The 16,285-nt window shown below is 64.1% G+C and carries 16 protein-coding genes; 9 read left to right on the top strand and 7 right to left on the bottom strand.

The annotated features are described in order from the left end of the window. Positions 1-192: 192 nt before the first annotated feature. The 3 genes from OJB03_RS03615 to OJB03_RS03605 form a co-directional block, all read right to left on the bottom strand. A complete protein-coding gene (locus tag OJB03_RS03615) occupies positions 193-504 on the bottom strand; it encodes an AtpZ/AtpI family protein (protein ID WP_263785372.1) in 312 nt (103 codons plus the stop codon). A gap of 51 nt (positions 505-555) precedes the next feature. Further along, positions 556-1,011 (bottom strand): bactofilin family protein, encoded by a 456-nt coding sequence (locus tag OJB03_RS03610; protein ID WP_263785371.1) that lies wholly within the window; start codon positions 1,009-1,011, stop codon positions 556-558. A 95-nt stretch (positions 1,012-1,106) separates the two neighbouring features. After that, the gene (locus OJB03_RS03605) at positions 1,107-2,003 is read right to left on the bottom strand and encodes a M23 family metallopeptidase (protein ID WP_263785370.1); all 897 of its coding nucleotides are present in this window, start codon (positions 2,001-2,003) and stop codon (positions 1,107-1,109) included. A gap of 302 nt (positions 2,004-2,305) precedes the next feature. Here OJB03_RS03605 and rpsT point away from each other — a divergent pair, with 302 nt between their 5' ends. Then, positions 2,306-2,560 carry a 30S ribosomal protein S20 gene (gene rpsT, locus OJB03_RS03600; RefSeq protein ID WP_263785368.1) on the top strand — a complete coding sequence of 85 codons (255 nt, stop codon included), beginning with the start codon at positions 2,306-2,308 and terminating at the stop codon, positions 2,558-2,560. Between the two features lie 338 nt (positions 2,561-2,898). After that, the gene (locus OJB03_RS03595; RefSeq protein ID WP_263785367.1) at positions 2,899-3,873 is read left to right on the top strand and encodes a PKD domain-containing protein; all 975 of its coding nucleotides are present in this window, start codon (positions 2,899-2,901) and stop codon (positions 3,871-3,873) included. Between the two features lie 271 nt (positions 3,874-4,144). Here OJB03_RS03595 and lysS read toward each other — a convergent pair whose 3' ends face one another. From lysS to OJB03_RS03580, 3 genes are all read right to left on the bottom strand, one after another. Further along, positions 4,145-5,689, bottom strand: coding sequence for a lysine--tRNA ligase (gene lysS, locus OJB03_RS03590; RefSeq protein WP_263785366.1), 1,545 nt, complete (start codon positions 5,687-5,689; stop codon positions 4,145-4,147). Between the two features lie 141 nt (positions 5,690-5,830). Continuing rightward, positions 5,831-6,448 carry a hypothetical protein gene (locus tag OJB03_RS03585; protein WP_263785365.1) on the bottom strand — a complete coding sequence of 206 codons (618 nt, stop codon included), beginning with the start codon at positions 6,446-6,448 and terminating at the stop codon, positions 5,831-5,833. Positions 6,449-6,620: 172 nt separating this feature from the next. Continuing rightward, positions 6,621-7,553, bottom strand: coding sequence for a Rossmann-like and DUF2520 domain-containing protein (locus OJB03_RS03580; RefSeq protein ID WP_263785363.1), 933 nt, complete (start codon positions 7,551-7,553; stop codon positions 6,621-6,623). Between the two features lie 259 nt (positions 7,554-7,812). Here OJB03_RS03580 and OJB03_RS03575 point away from each other — a divergent pair, with 259 nt between their 5' ends. The 7 genes from OJB03_RS03575 to purF all read left to right on the top strand — a co-directional run bounded on the left by OJB03_RS03575 (position 7,813) and on the right by purF (position 15,721). Continuing rightward, a complete protein-coding gene (locus OJB03_RS03575) occupies positions 7,813-9,036 on the top strand; it encodes an alanine dehydrogenase (protein WP_263785361.1) in 1,224 nt (407 codons plus the stop codon). Between the two features lie 13 nt (positions 9,037-9,049). Next, on the top strand, positions 9,050-9,298 hold the full coding sequence (locus OJB03_RS03570) for a hypothetical protein (RefSeq protein WP_263785359.1): 249 nt from the start codon (positions 9,050-9,052) through the stop codon (positions 9,296-9,298). A 190-nt stretch (positions 9,299-9,488) separates the two neighbouring features. Continuing rightward, on the top strand, positions 9,489-10,871 hold the full coding sequence (locus tag OJB03_RS03565) for a sodium-dependent transporter (protein ID WP_263785357.1): 1,383 nt from the start codon (positions 9,489-9,491) through the stop codon (positions 10,869-10,871). A 169-nt stretch (positions 10,872-11,040) separates the two neighbouring features. Continuing rightward, on the top strand, positions 11,041-12,411 hold the full coding sequence (locus OJB03_RS03560) for a sodium-dependent transporter (RefSeq protein ID WP_263785355.1): 1,371 nt from the start codon (positions 11,041-11,043) through the stop codon (positions 12,409-12,411). 26 nt (positions 12,412-12,437) lie between these two features. Continuing rightward, complete coding sequence (locus OJB03_RS03555; protein ID WP_263785352.1) at positions 12,438-12,905, top strand: hypothetical protein; 468 nt, start codon at positions 12,438-12,440, stop codon at positions 12,903-12,905. A gap of 154 nt (positions 12,906-13,059) precedes the next feature. Next, positions 13,060-13,953: a carbohydrate kinase family protein gene (locus OJB03_RS03550; RefSeq protein ID WP_263785349.1), complete on the top strand. Its 894-nt coding sequence runs from the start codon at positions 13,060-13,062 to the stop codon at positions 13,951-13,953. A 235-nt stretch (positions 13,954-14,188) separates the two neighbouring features. After that, positions 14,189-15,721, top strand: a complete 1,533-nt coding sequence (gene purF / locus OJB03_RS03545; protein ID WP_263785347.1) for an amidophosphoribosyltransferase — start codon at positions 14,189-14,191, stop codon at positions 15,719-15,721. 52 nt (positions 15,722-15,773) lie between these two features. On the opposite strand, the gene OJB03_RS03540 is transcribed toward purF, so the two are convergent. Further along, complete coding sequence (locus OJB03_RS03540) at positions 15,774-16,199, bottom strand: hypothetical protein (protein WP_263785345.1); 426 nt, start codon at positions 16,197-16,199, stop codon at positions 15,774-15,776. Between the last annotated feature and the right edge of the window lie 86 nt (positions 16,200-16,285).

Genomic DNA, 16,285 nt, shown 5'->3' with positions numbered 1-16,285 from the left:
TGGTCAATGCAGTCGACAAACGAGCAGTGTGGGAAAATGCCCCGCTTCACCTATATCGACTTTCCTATACTGACACTGAAGCTACGCATCGGGGCAGTGCAGGACTTATGAGAAGCGGTGAATCATGCATGAAAGAATCTCGGAGAGCGCTCCAGGATCTGACGCGCTCGTTACGGCGGCCCGCTGCGACGTTCAGGAGCGAAATTCTTGCTGAAGCCGCCGGAGCTGGAGCCCGGCCCCCACGAGGCCGATCGCGGCCCCGATGAACAACCCCCAGGGGGTGGTCTGGAACTGCACGTCGATGCCCGCTCCGATGAGAGGTGGAAAGGCGGCCACCCCTGCAAGGCGCCAGCCCAGGTCGAGATACGGGGCAATGTCACGAAGGGCACTTCTCCATGGTCCCGCCCCCTCCAAGGAGTTCTCTTGGTCAGGCGGGGGAGCATCGGGGTGGTTGGTCGATGACTCGCCCGATTCAGCGGGAGCCTGGTCTTCTGCATGATTCATTGTCAGCGTGCACCGATGGCCTGGACGGCACGGCCCGGATCGGCCCCGTGCCTACGCCTCAGTCGCTTCCCCGGACGGCTCCGCCTCCTCAGCCCCAGATCGCTCGGAGGGCACGGAGTCGCGCCCCCAATTCTCCTCACCAGAGGGCACCTTGCTTTCGGAGAGGGTCGTGCCCATCTCGCACTCGCCCGAAAACTCCGCCCCCTCTTCCACGACCAAGCGATCCGTCTCAATCGTCCCGTCCACCTGTGCGGTGCTTTTGAGGACGAGGCGCTCGTCGACGTAAATTTCCCCCTGTACCTGACCAGCAATCTCAACATTGGTCGCGATGATCTCCCCCTCGACCTCCCCCTCTTCGGCGATCATTGTTTTGCCATCGACCTCAAGGGTCCCCACGATGCGGCCGCTGGCGCGGACATCACTTTCCGCTCGCACGGTTCCCTCAAAGACGGTGCCTTCCCCGACGAGATTGACCTGATCCTGAACGGTACGTGTCTGGTTAGCCATGGAGGATGAAGCGTCGTCCGTTTGCGAGTTGGCGAAGAGGCCCATTAGCGAAAGGTAGAGGTCCAAAGGGGATGTGGTCGTCGCTCTGGCGTCAGCTACCAGCCTGCAATGTAGGAGTTCGGCCCCTGAGCAAGGCCATTCTGCCAGAGCTCAAAGTGCAGGTGCGGGCCGGTCGTCACCGCGCCCGTGTTTCCGGTCACCGCGAGCGGCTCCTGCGCCGTCACCCGATCGCCCAGTTGCTTGAGCAGGCGCTTGCTGTGTTTGTAAACTGAAAGGTATCCACCGGCATGCTGAACCGCAATCGTGTAGCCGCCATCCTGCGTCCAGTCAGCCCAGACGACGTACCCGGCCCCGATGGACCGAACGTAATCGCCCTCGGACACTGCTACGTCAATGCCGTAGTGCCCGGTCTCTACGTCGAAGCCGCGGGTGGGAAACCCGTTCGCGATCGGAGGCGAGAGCGGAAACGAAAGCCCCACAAGGGCATCCGCGGCGGCGGCCGAGCTGGTGCTCGGCGTGAAGGCCGGTTGCTGGTGGACCTCGCGGGCAGCCTCCCCGGTGCCTCTACCGGCCGTCGACGGCTCCGGCCCCATCGGCGCTCCTGTCTCAGCTCCTAGCCCAGATTCCGAACGGGCCCCGTCCGAGGGGGGCGCCGGGTCGACCCGACCGGTGATGAGTCGACGGAGGCGCTGAATGTAGTCCCGCTGGGCAGAGAGCGAATCCTGAAGCGCCTGCACACGGAGGGTGTTTAGGCGGGCGTTCTCCTCCATTTCCTTCGTTCCGTAGCCCGGAATCTGGGTGCGCAGCGGTGTAAAGACGACCAGAAGGGCCACGAGGAGCCCGGCCCCGACTAAGCTCCCGCCCCACATCGTAATCATGCGCGACGGGCGGACGTGGTAGCGCCGAGTCTTGCCCACCCCTTCCGCGTCCATGACGACGATGGTGTGCTCGGTGCCCACGTTTCGAATGAGGTCCGCGAAGAACGACCACATAACACCTCTTCTTCTGCCAAGTGTCGGATATTAAAGACGTGAAACACCGGTCCAGTCCTGTCACCGAGCAGCCTGAGTGTCGGGGCTGGAGGGAGAAAACAAATCTTATTGGTGAGGAACGGACCACGGGGGTTTCGGTTTCTAAACCGTTATCCAAAAGAAACATCTTTGAACCCCGAGACGACTCGCACAATCTTCTACGGGCGTCAGGAACCCGCCGGCGGCTCGAGCGATGCGTCCGAGGCAATCCTGACCGCCACTGACCACTACTCTCTGCTCACCTACCTCCATTCCCCCAGACCATGCCCCGACACGAATCCGCAAAGAAGCGCATGCGACAGAACGAGAAGCGCCAAAAGCGCAACAAGTCGCAGAAAAGCCGCGTCCGCACGAAGATCAAAGAGCTGCGCTCCCTGGACGACAAGGAAGAAGCCGAAGACCTGCTCAACGACGTGAAGGGCGACCTGGACCGTCTTGCCGCCAAGGGAGTCATTCACAAAAACAAGGCCGCCAATAGAAAGAGCAAGCTTGAGAAGCACGTAGATGCCTTAGAGTAGCATCTTCTTTTTACTCCCCTTTTCCTCTCTCTCGTCAACCCCACGGACACGGACGCACCGCGGGACCTCAGTTCTCGCCCTTATTCGGGACAGAATTGACGCTTCTCCCTGCGGGCGTCGTTGCCCCCCATTTTGAAGGAGAATCGCCGGCTCTATTTCATGGGTGGTTTCTTCTTGGAGACCTCGAATTTATTCTCGGGGAAGCAATTGCGTGTCCGAACCGCGTTCTGTACATTCCTATCGTATGGCAGAACCTGAACTCTCCAGTGGGGGTGGCCCTGGGGAGCCACTGTTTCTCTTCTCTCGGCCTTTACTTCCTCTAAAACACCATCAACCCTATGACGAACCCCAATATCTCTTCGAGCGCGCAATCCCTCTCTTCACTCTGGGCCCCTCTTCTTCTCATTGTCGGAGGGCTGTTCCTCGCTGGTTGTGGATCGACCGCTCCCGTCGTACAGTCGGTGAGTGGCCCCGACACCCTCGAGACTGATGAGACCGGCACGTTCGAAGCCTCAATCAACGAGGAGGAGGCCGACGACCCTCTGACCTACACCTGGGAGTTCGGCGACGGCTCGACGGGCTCCGGGCTGCTGACAAATCACAGCTACAGCTCGACGGGGCAGTATGCCATCCGGTTTCAGGCGAGCAACGAAGGGGGCTCCGATTCGGACACCATCTCCGTGCGTGTAGTCCCGCCGCCGCAGCCCGCCTCCATTACGTCGATCAACGCGACGCCCAATCCCGTCGATGAAGGCGAGACGGTGCGCTTCAGAAGCAACGTGCAGGGGGACTCGCCCATTTCACGGAGCTGGAGCTTCGGAGACGGATCTTCGTCGATGAGCCAGTCGCCCAGACACACCTACGAGGAGCCGGGCCAGTACACCGCACGCCTCGAGACCTCCAACGACGTAGGAGAAGACACCCGGACGGTGACCGTTCGCGTCAACCGCGTGCTTCCGGAGGTTTGCACGACTGTGAGTGAGATGAACTCGGCGTTCTTCGACCGCAACTCCAGCACGCTGACCGAGGAAGGCGAGGAAAGCCTTCAGGAAAACGCTGACATCCTCTCCGACTGCCCGAACCTGAGCGTACAGGTTGAGGGCTTCGCCGCCCCGGGCGAGCGCAACGTGCAGTCGCTTTCGGAGGACCGCGCCGAGGCCGTATCCAGCTTCTACCAGAACAACGGCGTGCCCGGCTCCCGCATCATGACCGGTGGCCAGGGCCGGGTTGAGGGCGTAACCTCAAAGAAGGGCGGCACGCGCCAGTACCGCCGTGCCGACTCGCTGCCGCAGCGTGAAGACGACGGCATGTAGCTCCTTCCGCGTCCATTCGGACCGCCTTTTCGGGCGGATCCCCTGTCGGGGGTCCGCCCGTTTTTTGTTGGGGCCCACCGGACGTGCGCTCATTACGGGCACCACATGGTTCTGATGGCTGGCCTTCTCGACGGACTCACCGGGGCTCGGTCGGCACCGCACCTCCTTTAGCAGACAAGCGCGAGCCATCTTGGCGAGGGACATCCGGGCGCCCAGGCGACGCGCTCCGCACGCTGACGTGCAATGAGCACCGCGTCGCCTGCGCTGCCAACTACTGCTCGGGGCGGAGGAGGGGAAAGAGAATGACGTCGCGGATCGACTCTTGACCGGTAAGGATCATGGTGAGGCGGTCGATGCCAACACCCAGCCCGGCTGCGGGCGGCATCCCGTACTCCAGGGCCCGCAGGTAGTCTTCGTCGATGAGGGCTTCGGGGTCGACGTCCTCGTCAACCTCCGCGGCACGCTGGCGCGCCTGCCGCTCAAATCGCTCGCGCTGGTCCTGCGGGTCGTTGAGCTCGCTGAACGCGTTGGCCACCTCACGCCCCGCGACCACGAGCTCGAAGCGCTCTACGAGCCCCTCCTTCTCGCGGTGCTTCTTGGCGAGGGGACTCAACTCGATCGGATAGTCGGTCACGAAGGTGGGCTGGATGAGCGTCGGCTCCACCGTCTCGCTAAAGATTTCGTCGAGGAGCCCTCCAAGGTCCATGTCGGCCTCCACCTCCTCCAGCCCCAGCTCATTGGCCGCCACGTCGTAGACCCGATCGGCGTCGGCCTGATACAGATCGAAGCCGGTCGCCTCCTCAATGGCCTCGAAGAACGGAATGCGTGCCCAGCCCTCCCCGAAGTCAATCGTGTCCCCCTCAAACTCCACCATGGGCGTGTCGTGCAGCGCGGTGGTGGCCGTGCGGAGAAGGTTCTCCGTCAGGTCCATCATCCACCGGTAGTCCTTATAGGCCACGTAGCACTCCATCATGGTGAACTCCGGATTGTGGAACCGGCTCAGGCCCTCGTTCCGAAAGTCCTTCCCGATCTCGTAGACGCCCTCGAAGCCCCCCACCAACAGCCGCTTTAGATAGAGCTCATCCGCGATTCGGAGGTAGAGCGGCATGTCGAGCGCGTTGTGGTGCGTCTTGAACGGAGAGGCCGACGCCCCACCGTACACGGGCTGGAGGACAGGCGTCTCCGCCTCCAGGCACCCCTGCTCGTCCAGGAAGCTACGCATCGTGGAAATGAGCTCGGACCGCTGCCGAAAGACGTCCCGCACGTCCTCGTTCACTGCGAGGTCGACGTACCGCTGCCGGTATCGAAATTCTTTGTCCGTCACCTCGTAGTAGGTCTCTTCCTCGGTCTCCTTCACCACCGGCAGCGGCCGCAGGGCCTTCGCGAGCAACTGAAACTCGTCGGCGGCCCGGACGGTCACCTCCCCCATTCCCGTGCGGAAGACAAATCCCTCGACCCCCACGATGTCTCCAATGTCGAACAGCTCCGTAAAGACCTCGTCGTAGAAGTCTTCGCCCAGGTCCTGGGAGCGCACGTAGACCTGAATCGTGCCCGTCTCGTCCCGAAGATCGAAAAACGCCGAGCCCCCCATTACCCGAAGCCCTGTAATGCGACCGGCGATCGAGACCTTGTATCCTCCGACTTCTCCGTCCTCCGGCTGATGCAGGTCATCGTCGAACGTATCGAGAATCGCATCGGCATGGGCATCCACATCCCACGCGTAAGGGTAAGGGTCGATGCCGCGCCGTTCGAGTGCTTCGCGCTCTTCACGTCGGCGCTGTTCTTGTTCGCTGAGCTCTGAGGATGCGGAGGACATTCGGAAACTGGATCGTCAATGGAAGAGAGCAAACGTACACGAGCAGTCGGACGAGGCACTCGGCCACGGGAGGTCTTCCCTTCGACGACGGGCCGACGACCTCCTCTAAGGACATCGCTCCGGACGGAGCGCCAGGCGTCTCTACGAGATCCACCCTTCGGCCTCCAACAGCAGTGCATCGTGGTGGCTCCGGAGGAGTTGCGCGATGAGTTGACTCAGCTCGCGGGCGGCACTGCCCGGTGACTGGCCCGTCGTGAGTGAGGTCATCTGGTCGGTGCCCTGCTCCAGCACCTCCAAAGCACTGGACAGCGTGAACCACCAGGGCTGGCCCGCGTCGTCGGAGGCCGTCGCCGGCTCGGTCGGGGACTTCTCGGTGCACAGGTGCATCACCTTGTGCCCCTGTGCGGTAAGCGTGTCGCGCAGCACCGATACGGCCCGCTCCGCCGTTTCCACCATGGACCTCATCTTCTCCTGCTGCCCAAGGGAAAGGGCCGCGCTCGCCGCTTGCCGCTCGTAGCGAAGGGCCTTCTCCAGAATCTGTACGGCGGCCACGGCCACCGACTGGTATGGGGCACACTGGCAGTCGGCCTCCTCCACGAGGGTGCGGAGGGCCTCCACGTCCGGATTCGGCACCTCAGACGGCGCGTCTTCGGCGTCCATCAGCAGAAGCGGCCGCCCAGAGAATTGCTCGGGGCCGGCCTCTTGTCCCTCTTCGGTCGCCGTCGATCCGGATTGATGCTCGTGTGCCTCGTTACTCATGCAGAATATCGCATTAGGAAACAACAGTGGGGGATGCCCATGGCGGCACCTACGGCGTCCCCAACTGGCACTTAGGGGACGCTCGAAAACAGGCCCGCATAAAATCACAGGGCGGATGCGGGTTCCAAATTTCGCGTGATGCTTGTCAAGAAAGGTTCAGTCTCTCAAGCGCCTAACGCGAACAGGGGGACGACCTTTCCGAGTCGGGGTCCGCGACTGTTCTCAGAGAGGCGAGGAGCGCCTCTGCCTGATCGTCGGACAGGTGCCCCCCTCGTACCGCCACGCGCACCATCTCTCTGGAAAGGGCTGCGTAGACGGGCACAAGGTGCGGGGTCTCACTCTCCAGCGCGTCAAGGTGCGCCTGAACAGTGCCCTTGTCCCCCCGCATCACAGGTCCTGTGAGCACCTCCTCCGGGCGCCCCTCCTTGAGGTTGGACCACGTGTGCTCCACGAGGGGCGCGACGAGGTCGGCGCCCGACGCCGAAGCGGCATTTTCCTCCAGGCCCCCGAACACCTCCTCCACGACGGCCAGAAGCGCAACGAGGCCGTTGGAGGCGAGAGCGGCGGCGCAGTGGTACCGTGCCTTCTCGTCGGGCGTGAGCCGGAGGGGCTGCGCTCCCAGCACGTCGGCCAGTGCCTCCCCCACGGCAAGGGCCCGGTCCTGGCCTTCGAGCCCCACGACGATCCCCTCGAACGCCTCGGGGGGCGTCTCCCCCGCGAAGGTCTGCATCGGATGGAAGCTCATGGTCGCGGCGCCCTGTCGGGCGAGGGGATCGAGAACCGCCGCCCTTTTCGCCCCGGACGTGTGGCCCACGACGGTGTCCGCCCACGGATGATCGTAGCGCCCAAGCGCCTCCGCCACGTCCTCGATTGCATCGTCCGGCACGCAGATCAGCACGAGCCGGACGGTTTCCGGCAGCACCGCCCCCGTCGCTCCTGCCACGGACGCCCCGACCCGATTGGCCAGCGCCCGGGCGTCTTCTTCGTTCCGGCTCACCACTGCCTCAACCTGTCGCCCGTTTTCTGAAAGCCCCCGCGCAAGGGCCGTGCCCACGGCCCCAGCCCCAACGATGGCGATTGGACCGATCGGGACGACGCTGGACATCTCCTAGACGGAGGGATCGATTCGGGGGCTGATGGAAGTCCGAACATAGGGGCCGGGATGGAAAAGGTCTACTGTTTCACCGCTCCGGTGATCGTCTCCTGCGGCCGAGAGGGGATTTCCCCATTCCCACTTGCCATCTCGCCCTTGAGTGTGCAAAAGCGATACTGCTTTCATAAGTTGAATCGTTTGCACACCTAATGTCCGAATTTTCGGGCGTTTGTACCCCGAACTAACTGTACCTCGCGGCCCACCCATCTACATGGAGATTCCTTCTCTACAGCAGGGCTTTGAGCGTGAGCGTGGCCTCATGACCCAGGAGAAGCCCCTCAAGCAGGACGACGAGCAAGAGTCTCTCCGCATTGGCGTTCCCCGGGAGGTGGGCAACGAAGAGCAACGCGTGGCCCTGGCCCCGAGTGGCGCAGGGGCCCTCGTCGCCAATGGGCACGAGGTGTATGTGGAAGAGGGCGCCGGGCACGAGGCCCATTTCCAGAACGACGAATACGTCGACGCCGGGGCCGAGCTCGTGTCGGCCCCCGACGACCTCTACGAACGGAGCGACCTAATCGTGAAGGTCGGGCCGCCGGTAGAGGACGAAATGGACCTTCTTCAGGAGGGTCAGATTCTCCTCTCGGCGCTTAACCTCGGGGGCACCACCCCCGAGTTTTTGCATCATTTGATGCGGCTGAAGATTACGGGCATCGGGTTTGAGTTCATCCGCGACCCGGACGGAACCTTCCCCCTCGTGCGGATGATGCACGAGATTACCGGATCCATGTCGATTCAGATCGCCGGGCGTTACCTAGAGAGCAACGAAGGAGGGAAGGGCGTCATGCTCGGGGGCATCTCGGGCGTCCCCCCCGCTACGGTAGTCATTCTGGGGGCCGACGTGATCGGCCAATGGGCCGCCCGCACCGCCCTCGGCTACGGGGCACATGTCATCGTGCTCGACACCGAGCTCGGCTCTCTACGCACCCTGGAGAACACGCTGGACCGCAGCGTCACCACCGCCGTCGCCAGCGAGCACTATCTCCGCCGGGCCGTCCGCTCGGCCGACGTGGTGGTGGGGGCCATGGTCACGGGCGGCGAGCGCTCGCCCCTCCTCGTAACGGAGGACATGATACAGTCCATGGCTCCAGGGGGCGTCGTCGTGGATGCGGTCATGGACCAGGGCGGCTGCATCGAAACGAGCCGCCCCACCACTCACTCCGACCCCACCTACCGACGGCACGACATCATCCACTACTGTGTGCCCAACATGCCCTCCAACGCCGCCCGGACCGCCTCGTACGCCCTCACACACGTGCTCGTCCCCTACCTTCTCCGCATCGGCGAGGCCGGCTCCATCAACGAGGCCCTGTGGCACGACGAGGGACTGCGCAACGGCACGTACGTGTACCGGCAGCACCTCACGAAGCAGAACCTGGCCTCGATGTTCGGCATGAGCCACCGCGACATCGAGTTGCTCATCGCCTCGGGCATCTAGTCCAGTCTCGCCGATGGCCCTTTCCGTAGCCCTCCGGAAGGTGGACGAAACCCCGCGCTACTGCCTCTACGATCTGGGCGCCGAGGACGCAGTGGCCGGCCGCGTGAAGCTATACAAGACCTCTGGCGATATGGAGGTGGTGCACCTTTCGGACGAGGGCGTGCCGGCCCGTCCACCCTTCTACCTCGCGCAGGGCGTTCCTCGACTCCGGACGTACTGTGAGCGCGGCCGGTACCCGGACGAGGACACGTGGACCGCGTAGGTCGCCTCATCGGGTTTCTGTTTTCCATGATTTTCCGTGGAGAGGCGCTCTCCGCCCATCGTTCGTCGTTGTGTTCAGGGGGAGCACCCTTTATCTTCGCGGTCTAATTGCCTTGCTTCTTCCGGGCACTCCCAGCCTGGTAGGCCGCGCTCGGCGCGGCGTTTTTCTTCGTTCAACCGCCTGTCCCGAAATGGCCTCTCCTTCCCCGGAACGAGAGCAGTGGAGCTCTCGGCTCGGCTTCGTCCTCGCCGCGGCGGGGTCGGCCATTGGCCTGGGCAACATCTGGCGGTTTCCCTTCAAGACCGGCGACAATGGGGGCGGCGCCTTCGTGCTGATCTACCTCGCCTGCCTTCTTTTCCTCTGCGTTCCGTATCTCTTCGCGGAACTGGCCCTCGGGCGCAACAGCAAGCGGAATCCGGTGGGGGCCATCCAGGCCATTCGGGGCCACTCGCCCTGGTCACTCGTCGGGGGCCTCTGCGTGGTGACGGGGCTCGCGATTTTCAGCTACTACGCGGTGGTGGCCGGCTGGGCCGTGGGATATGTGTTTCAAGACCTCGCCGCCGCGGAAGCGTCGGATACCGCCTTTGCCCGATTCATTGCCGATCCGCTGTGGGTGGTTCCGCTGTTCGGCGGCTTTCTCGTCGCCACGGCCGGGGTGGTTGCTCGGGGGGTCCGTCGGGGCATCGAGCGATGGGCAAAAATTTTGATGCCGGTGCTGTTCGTCCTCCTCTGCCTGATCATCTTTCGGGCCGTTACCCTGCCCGGCGCAGGCGCCGGGCTTAGGTTCTATCTGATGCCCGATTTTTCGGAGGTGTCAGGACTGATGGTCGTAGAGGCCCTCGGGCAGGCTTTCTTTTCCCTGAGCCTCGGCATGGGGACGATGATTACCTACGGCTCGTACCTGCCCGACGATGAAAACCTGGTCGTCGCCGGCGGATGTGTTGCCGTCTTCGACACCCTCATCGCCCTCATGGCGGGCCTGATGATCTTTCCCGCCGTGTTCGCAATGGGCCAAGACCCAGCGGAGGGCCCCTCACTCGTGTTCGTGGTCCTGCCCGACGTGTTTGGGGCAATGCCGCTCGGGTCGTTCGTCGGGACGCTGTTCTTCCTCTTTCTCGCCATCGCCGCCTTCACGTCGGGCATTTCGCTGCTGGAGGTGTTTGTCTCGTACCTCGTTGACGAGACGACCTGGTCCCGCCGCACAGCGGCCTGGAGCGCCGGGGGGGTCGCATTCGTCATTGGCCTGCCGTCGGCCCTGTCTCAGGGAGCCGTGCCGGCGCTCAGCGACCTCTCGTGGCTCGTCGGAGATCGGCTCCTCGGGCCCAGCCCCGGCGTGCTGGATGTCGTGGACTTTCTCTGGGGAAGCGTGGCCCTCATCCTCGGCGCCGTCCTTCTGAGTCTGTTCGTGGGATGGGCGTGGGGGGCCGACAACGCCCTGGCCGAACTGCGGACCGGCGACGGGCACACGATGGGGCGGTGGGTCGGCTCCATCTGGCGTGCCACAATCAAATACGTCTTCCCCGTCACGATCCTGACCGTGCTGGTCGTCGACCTGCTCTACGACGTACTGTGACGCGCACCGCCGGTGGCGCACGCCGCGACGCGGCCGTCCACCTGCTCATTGGCCATTCCCCGGCTCGCGATTGCGATCACGTTCGTCACCTTTTAACTTCGGTCGATGATGAATGCACCAGGCCCGTTCTTACGGGCTCTCTCTTCCACGAGCCAACCCGACGATTCCCATGAGCACGACCTCGACCGACCGCGAGCAGTGGTCGTCCCGGATCGGTTTTGTTCTCGCCGCCGCCGGGTCCGCCATCGGGCTGGGCAACATCTGGCGCTTTCCCTACCTGGCCGGGGAGGGCGGGGGCGGGGCCTTCGTCCTCATCTATCTGCTGTGCATCCTCTTCATCGGGATGCCCTACCTGTTCGGCGAGCTGTCGCTGGGACGCAATAGCCAGAAGAACCCGGTCGGCGCCATCAAGTCCATCACCGGCGGCGGCTCCGCCTGGATCGTGGTGGGGGGGTTCTGCGTGCTCGCCGGGTTCGTCATTCTGAGCTACTACAGCGTGGTGGCCGGATGGGCGGTGGGGTACGCGGTGAAAGACGTTATTGCCCCCGCCATGGGCTTCGAAGCGTTTGCGGCCTCCCCGTGGCTGAACGTCGGGCTGGTGGCTTTCTTTCTGCTGCTCACGCTCCTCGTGGTGGTAGGGGGCGTGGAGAAGGGCATCGAGCGGTGGGCCAAAATCCTGCTCCCCGTCCTGTTCGTGCTGATTCTCCTCGTCATCGTCCGGGCCGTCACGCTCGAGGGGGCCGCCGAGGGGCTGCGCTTCTACCTCGTGCCCGACTTCTCGCAAATCACCCCCGATCTCGTGATTGCCGCCCTCGGGCAGGCCTTCTTTACCCTCAGCCTCGGCATGGGGGCCATGATCACCTACGGATCGTACCTTCCCAAGCGCGAGGACATCGCCGTGTCGGGGGGCTACGTGGTCCTGTTCAACACGCTGATTGCCCTCATGGCCGGGTTCATGATCTTCCCCGCCCTGTTCGCGATGGACGCCGATCCGGCCACGGGCCCGGCACTCGTGTTCGTGGTCCTGCCCAAAGTGTTTGCCCAGATGCCCCTCGGTGGGATCGTCGGATTCCTGTTCTTTGTCCTTCTGTCGATCGCGGCGCTCACCTCCAGTATCTCGTTGCTGGAGGTCGTGGTGTCCTACTTCGTCGATGAGAAAAACTGGTCCCGCCGCAAGTCGGTGGGCATCGTCGGGGCCATCACGTTCCTCATGGCGCTCCCCTCCGCCCTCTCCTTCGGCGCGGTGGACGCGTTCAGCGACCTGACCTATCTCTTCGGCGAGGGCGGCCTGTTTGGCCAGAACAATGTGCTCGGCGTCCTCGACTACCTCATCGGAAGCGCTGGACTGGCGGTGGGGGCCTTCCTTCTGAGCGTTTTCATCGGGTGGGTGTGGGGCGCCGACCAGGCGGCCGACGAGCTCCGTCAGGGCAGCTCGACACTGGCCGACGGCTTCCTACGGGTCTGGATCTTCGGCATGCGGTACATCATTCCGGTCGTCGTCTTCGGCATCGTGATGGGCTACCTGACCGGCACGCTGTAGGCAGTTCTATTAGAAGGATGCGACCGATGCACTTCGTTCGGGATTGGCTGTGGGTTTGGGCATGGGTGCTTCTTCTCGTCGGTGTGCCGACGGCCGGCACCGACGCCCGGGCGGTTCTCGCATCAACCATCGACTCCGTCGCCTCCACGCCCGCCTCCCTGCCGCCCACCCTCGCCGGGCTCCGGGTCGCCCTTCTCGTGCCGTCGACGCGCCCTGCCCGGCAGCCGGCAGACCGCGACCGGTGGTGGGCCCGCGACAAGGCCCGACACGTCGTCTTTAGCGGCCTCTGGACCCTGTCCACGCAGTACGTGCTCGTGCAGAAAGCGGGCTGGCCGACCGGGGACGCGCTGCCCGTTTCCGTCGCGACCAGTGCCACGGTGGGGCTCGGAAAGGAGCTGTACGACGCGTCCCGCATCGATGGGCGGGCCAGCGGAAAGGACCTCGTGGCCAACGCCGTGGGCATCGGGCTCGCCGTGGGGGTCACCGCCCTCTGACTCTTCGTCCATCGGTCCCGGGGCATCCCCGGATCGCCCTCAACATCGCCAGCGACGACGCTGAGCCTCCGGCGGGGCCAGACTCGATACTCATACACGCCGGCCCGTCCAGTCTCCCCATGCGTCCTTCCGATCAGCTCGTTTTCGTCCTGCGATGAGCGACACAATTCTCTGCGTCGGCGAGGTCCTCTGGGACGCTTTGCCCGACGGGCTTTTTCTCGGCGGCGCACCGTTCAACGTGGCCTCCCACCTGCGCGCTCTGGATCAGGAGGTCGTGTTCGTGAGTCGGGTGGGCGACGACCGCCTCGGCCACGAGACTCTCCGTCGCATGCAGGCCCGCGGCCTAGAAACGCGGCTCATGCAGATCGACGACTCGCTCCCGACGGGATTCGTACAGGTACAGCTCGAGGAAGCCGGCGGCCCGGACTACGAGATTCTGGAACCGGCTGCCTGGGACGCCATCACGCTCAGCGATCCCGTTCAGGAACAGGCTCGGCACGCCGACGCCCTCGTCTACGGGAGCCTGGCTCAGCGGTCCGCCTCCTCCCGACGGACGATTCAGCACCTCTGTGAGCCCGACCTCCTGCGCGTATTCGACGTCAACCTCCGCCCTCCCTTCGTAGACCCGGCGGTGGTCGAGCAGTCCCTAGAGCTCGCCGACGTGGTCAAGTGCAACGACGACGAGTTCCGGCGCCTACAGGACTGGTTCGCCCTCCCGGATGTCCTCGACGCGGCGACGGCGGAGCTGGCTGCCTCCGTCGGCTGCTCGGCGGTCTGCGTGACCGCGGGCCCCGAGGGCGCATGGTTGTGGATGCGCGGCACCTGCACGCACCACCCCGGATACCCTGTCGACGTGCACGACACGGTGGGCGCGGGCGATGCCTTCTTGGCCGCCCTGCTTACGGGGCTGCTCCGTGGCGAGAGCGCCCCCACCCTGCTCGAGCACGCCCATCGGCTGGGCGCGTTCGTGGCCGCCCGGCCCGGCGCCCTTCCATCCTGCCCCGCCGACACGTTTTCTGAACTTTCGCGCCTGCCCCTCAACGCGTAGTCTCTTTCCATTCGCCGGACTCGGTCCCGGGAGCAGTCGAATTGCCCCCGCTCCGATCTGCCGTCTAGTGCGCGAGATTTTTACGCAGGCGACGGCAGCGGGCCCGCACGAACCGGGATCATCCAGCCGCGTCCCTAGTTTTGGATTAAGCGACCGTTATCTCTACATTGGTCGCCGAAAAATTTCCGCCCAGCGCCCATCCCACCATTCCGCGGCCTGTCCTCGCCGCTGCCCCATGAGCGACGCCGTTCAAGAGCACTGCGGCATCTTCGGCATCTTCAACCACCCCGAGGCCGCCCGGCACACCTACTACGGCCTGCATGCCCTGCAGCACCGGGGCCAGGAGGCCGCCGGCATCGTCACCTCCACCTACGACGAGCAGCAGGAGCAGCCCACGATGCCGGCCTACAAGGACTTCGGCCTCGTGCTGGACGTGTTCGACGACCCGGCCCTCTTCAACGAGCAGTTGCTCGGGGACGTGAGCATCGGGCACAACCGCTACTCCACGAGCGGGGCGTCCTCCAACCGGGACAACATCCAGCCCCTGGTGGTGCACCACCGGAAGGGCAACCTCGCCCTGTCGCACAACGGCAACCTCTCAAACGCGAAGGAGCTCCGCGAGAGCTTCCGCGAGCAGGGAACCCTCTTCCAAACCACCAGCGACAGCGAGCTCATTCTGCACCTGACGGCCCAGAGTCGTCGGCAGAACCACCTCGACCAGATCGTCGACGCCCTCATGCAGATTGAGGGCGCCTACTCGCTGCTCCTGATGACGGACGAGCACATGATTGCCGTCCGCGACCCAAACGGATTCCGGCCCCTCGCCCTGGGCCGCCTGGAGACGCCGGAGCACCACGACGGCCCGGCCTATTGCGTGGCCAGCGAGACGTGTGCCTTCGACATGATCGACGCGGAGTACGTGCGCGACATTGAGCCGGGCGAAATCCTGGTAATCGACCGCGAGGGGTGCGTGAACGACGGCGACTTCGAGAGCCACGAGATCCCGACGAAGTACGGGGTCAGTCAGTGCGTCTTTGAGTACGTCTACTTCTCGCGCCCCGACTCGCAGATCTTCGGGGAGATGGTGGACAAGGTGCGGCGCCAGCTCGGCATCCAGCTGGCACAGGAGGCCCCCATTCCCGAGGAGGCGGAGGACGACGAGAAGACCCCCATCGTGGTGCCGGTACCGGACTCGGCCAACACCTCCACGCTCGGGTTTGCGGAGGAGTGTCAGGACATGGGGCGGCGCTGCCGGTTCGACCTCGGCCTCATCCGCAACCACTACGTGGGCCGCACCTTTATTGCCCCCGGCCAGGACCGCCGCGAGATGAAGGTGCGCTGCAAGTTCAACACGGTGCAGGGCCTCCTGGAAGACCGGACCGTCGTGGTGCTCGACGACTCGATCGTGCGGGGGACCACGGCGCGCTACCTCGTGAATATGCTGCGCGAGTCCGGTGCCAAGAGCGTCCACTTCCGGGTGTCGTCCCCGCCGGTCATCAGCCCGTGCTTCTACGGCATGGACTTCCCCGACGCCGACGAGCTGCTGGCCAACAAATTCGACGACATTGGAGAGATGCGGGACTATCTCGGCGTCGACTCCCTGGCGTACCTCTCCGTGGGCGGCCTCATGAAGGCCGTGAAGCGGGCCAACCACAGCGGCCTCAGCTACTGCAACGCCTGCTTCACGGGCGACTACCCGGTCCCGGTCGACAAGGACATGAGCAAAGAGGAATTCGACTGGCAGGCGCCCGCGCCCCGAACGCAGTAAGGTGCTCAACCAGTACCCCGTCGCGTACGGGCACCTCCGTTGCTCTTCTCGGTCATTTCCCCTCCAATGCGGCGTCCCAGTCCGCCTTCTGGATACCCAGGTACTGCCGCGCCGTCTCCATCGTCTTCACCGTCTCAAACAGTTCGTCGGGCCGATCGGCGCGGTGCTTGTAGAGGGTGGGCGTGAGGTGCAGATTCACATCTTCCGTCCGGACGATGACGGACGCACTGCTGCTCGCTACCCGTCCCTCTGCCCGGTAGGTCGAGAATCGTTCGAGGATGTGCTCCATGTCCTCCACCCCGATTACCACCTCCTGAACCGATCGGAGGTCGTAGATCCAATCAAGGCCGGGATCCATCCGCTCGTCCGACACCACCTCCCTCGCGCTGCCTAGAATGTCCCTCCCGGCCCACAGGTCCCCTTCATTTCGGATGAGAAGGATGCCAATTTCAGGATAGAGGTCGTAAGTATATGCCACTTCAACGCTGCGGGTGGCTCAGAAAACCCTTTCCTTATTCGGCGTACTACGACCCGACCGACGCCTAGAAACACTCGTTCGTTCGG

It is taken from the genome of Salinibacter grassmerensis (assembly GCF_947077765.1).
Taxonomy (GTDB): domain Bacteria; phylum Bacteroidota; class Rhodothermia; order Rhodothermales; family Salinibacteraceae; genus Salinibacter; species Salinibacter grassmerensis.
The sequence above is the reverse complement of the archived record's forward strand: the minus strand, read 5'-3'. Positions and strand labels throughout refer to the sequence as shown.

Excerpts from the sequence above, each read along its gene's own strand:
- OJB03_RS03615 (WP_263785372.1), bottom strand. The coding sequence starts at position 504 with ATGAATCATGCAGAAGACCAGGCTCCCGCTGAATCGGGCGAGTCATCG.
- OJB03_RS03610 (WP_263785371.1), bottom strand. The coding sequence starts at position 1,011 with ATGGCTAACCAGACACGTACCGTTCAGGATCAGGTCAATCTCGTCGGG.
- OJB03_RS03605 (WP_263785370.1), bottom strand. The coding sequence starts at position 2,003 with ATGTGGTCGTTCTTCGCGGACCTCATTCGAAACGTGGGCACCGAGCAC.
- rpsT (WP_263785368.1), top strand. The coding sequence starts at position 2,306 with ATGCCCCGACACGAATCCGCAAAGAAGCGCATGCGACAGAACGAGAAG.
- OJB03_RS03595 (WP_263785367.1), top strand. The coding sequence starts at position 2,899 with ATGACGAACCCCAATATCTCTTCGAGCGCGCAATCCCTCTCTTCACTC.
- lysS (WP_263785366.1), bottom strand. The coding sequence starts at position 5,689 with ATGTCCTCCGCATCCTCAGAGCTCAGCGAACAAGAACAGCGCCGACGT.
- OJB03_RS03585 (WP_263785365.1), bottom strand. The coding sequence starts at position 6,448 with ATGAGTAACGAGGCACACGAGCATCAATCCGGATCGACGGCGACCGAA.
- OJB03_RS03580 (WP_263785363.1), bottom strand. The coding sequence starts at position 7,553 with ATGTCCAGCGTCGTCCCGATCGGTCCAATCGCCATCGTTGGGGCTGGG.
- OJB03_RS03575 (WP_263785361.1), top strand. The coding sequence starts at position 7,813 with ATGGAGATTCCTTCTCTACAGCAGGGCTTTGAGCGTGAGCGTGGCCTC.
- OJB03_RS03570 (WP_263785359.1), top strand. The coding sequence starts at position 9,050 with ATGGCCCTTTCCGTAGCCCTCCGGAAGGTGGACGAAACCCCGCGCTAC.
- OJB03_RS03565 (WP_263785357.1), top strand. The coding sequence starts at position 9,489 with ATGGCCTCTCCTTCCCCGGAACGAGAGCAGTGGAGCTCTCGGCTCGGC.
- OJB03_RS03560 (WP_263785355.1), top strand. The coding sequence starts at position 11,041 with ATGAGCACGACCTCGACCGACCGCGAGCAGTGGTCGTCCCGGATCGGT.
- OJB03_RS03555 (WP_263785352.1), top strand. The coding sequence starts at position 12,438 with ATGCACTTCGTTCGGGATTGGCTGTGGGTTTGGGCATGGGTGCTTCTT.
- OJB03_RS03550 (WP_263785349.1), top strand. The coding sequence starts at position 13,060 with ATGAGCGACACAATTCTCTGCGTCGGCGAGGTCCTCTGGGACGCTTTG.
- purF (WP_263785347.1), top strand. The coding sequence starts at position 14,189 with ATGAGCGACGCCGTTCAAGAGCACTGCGGCATCTTCGGCATCTTCAAC.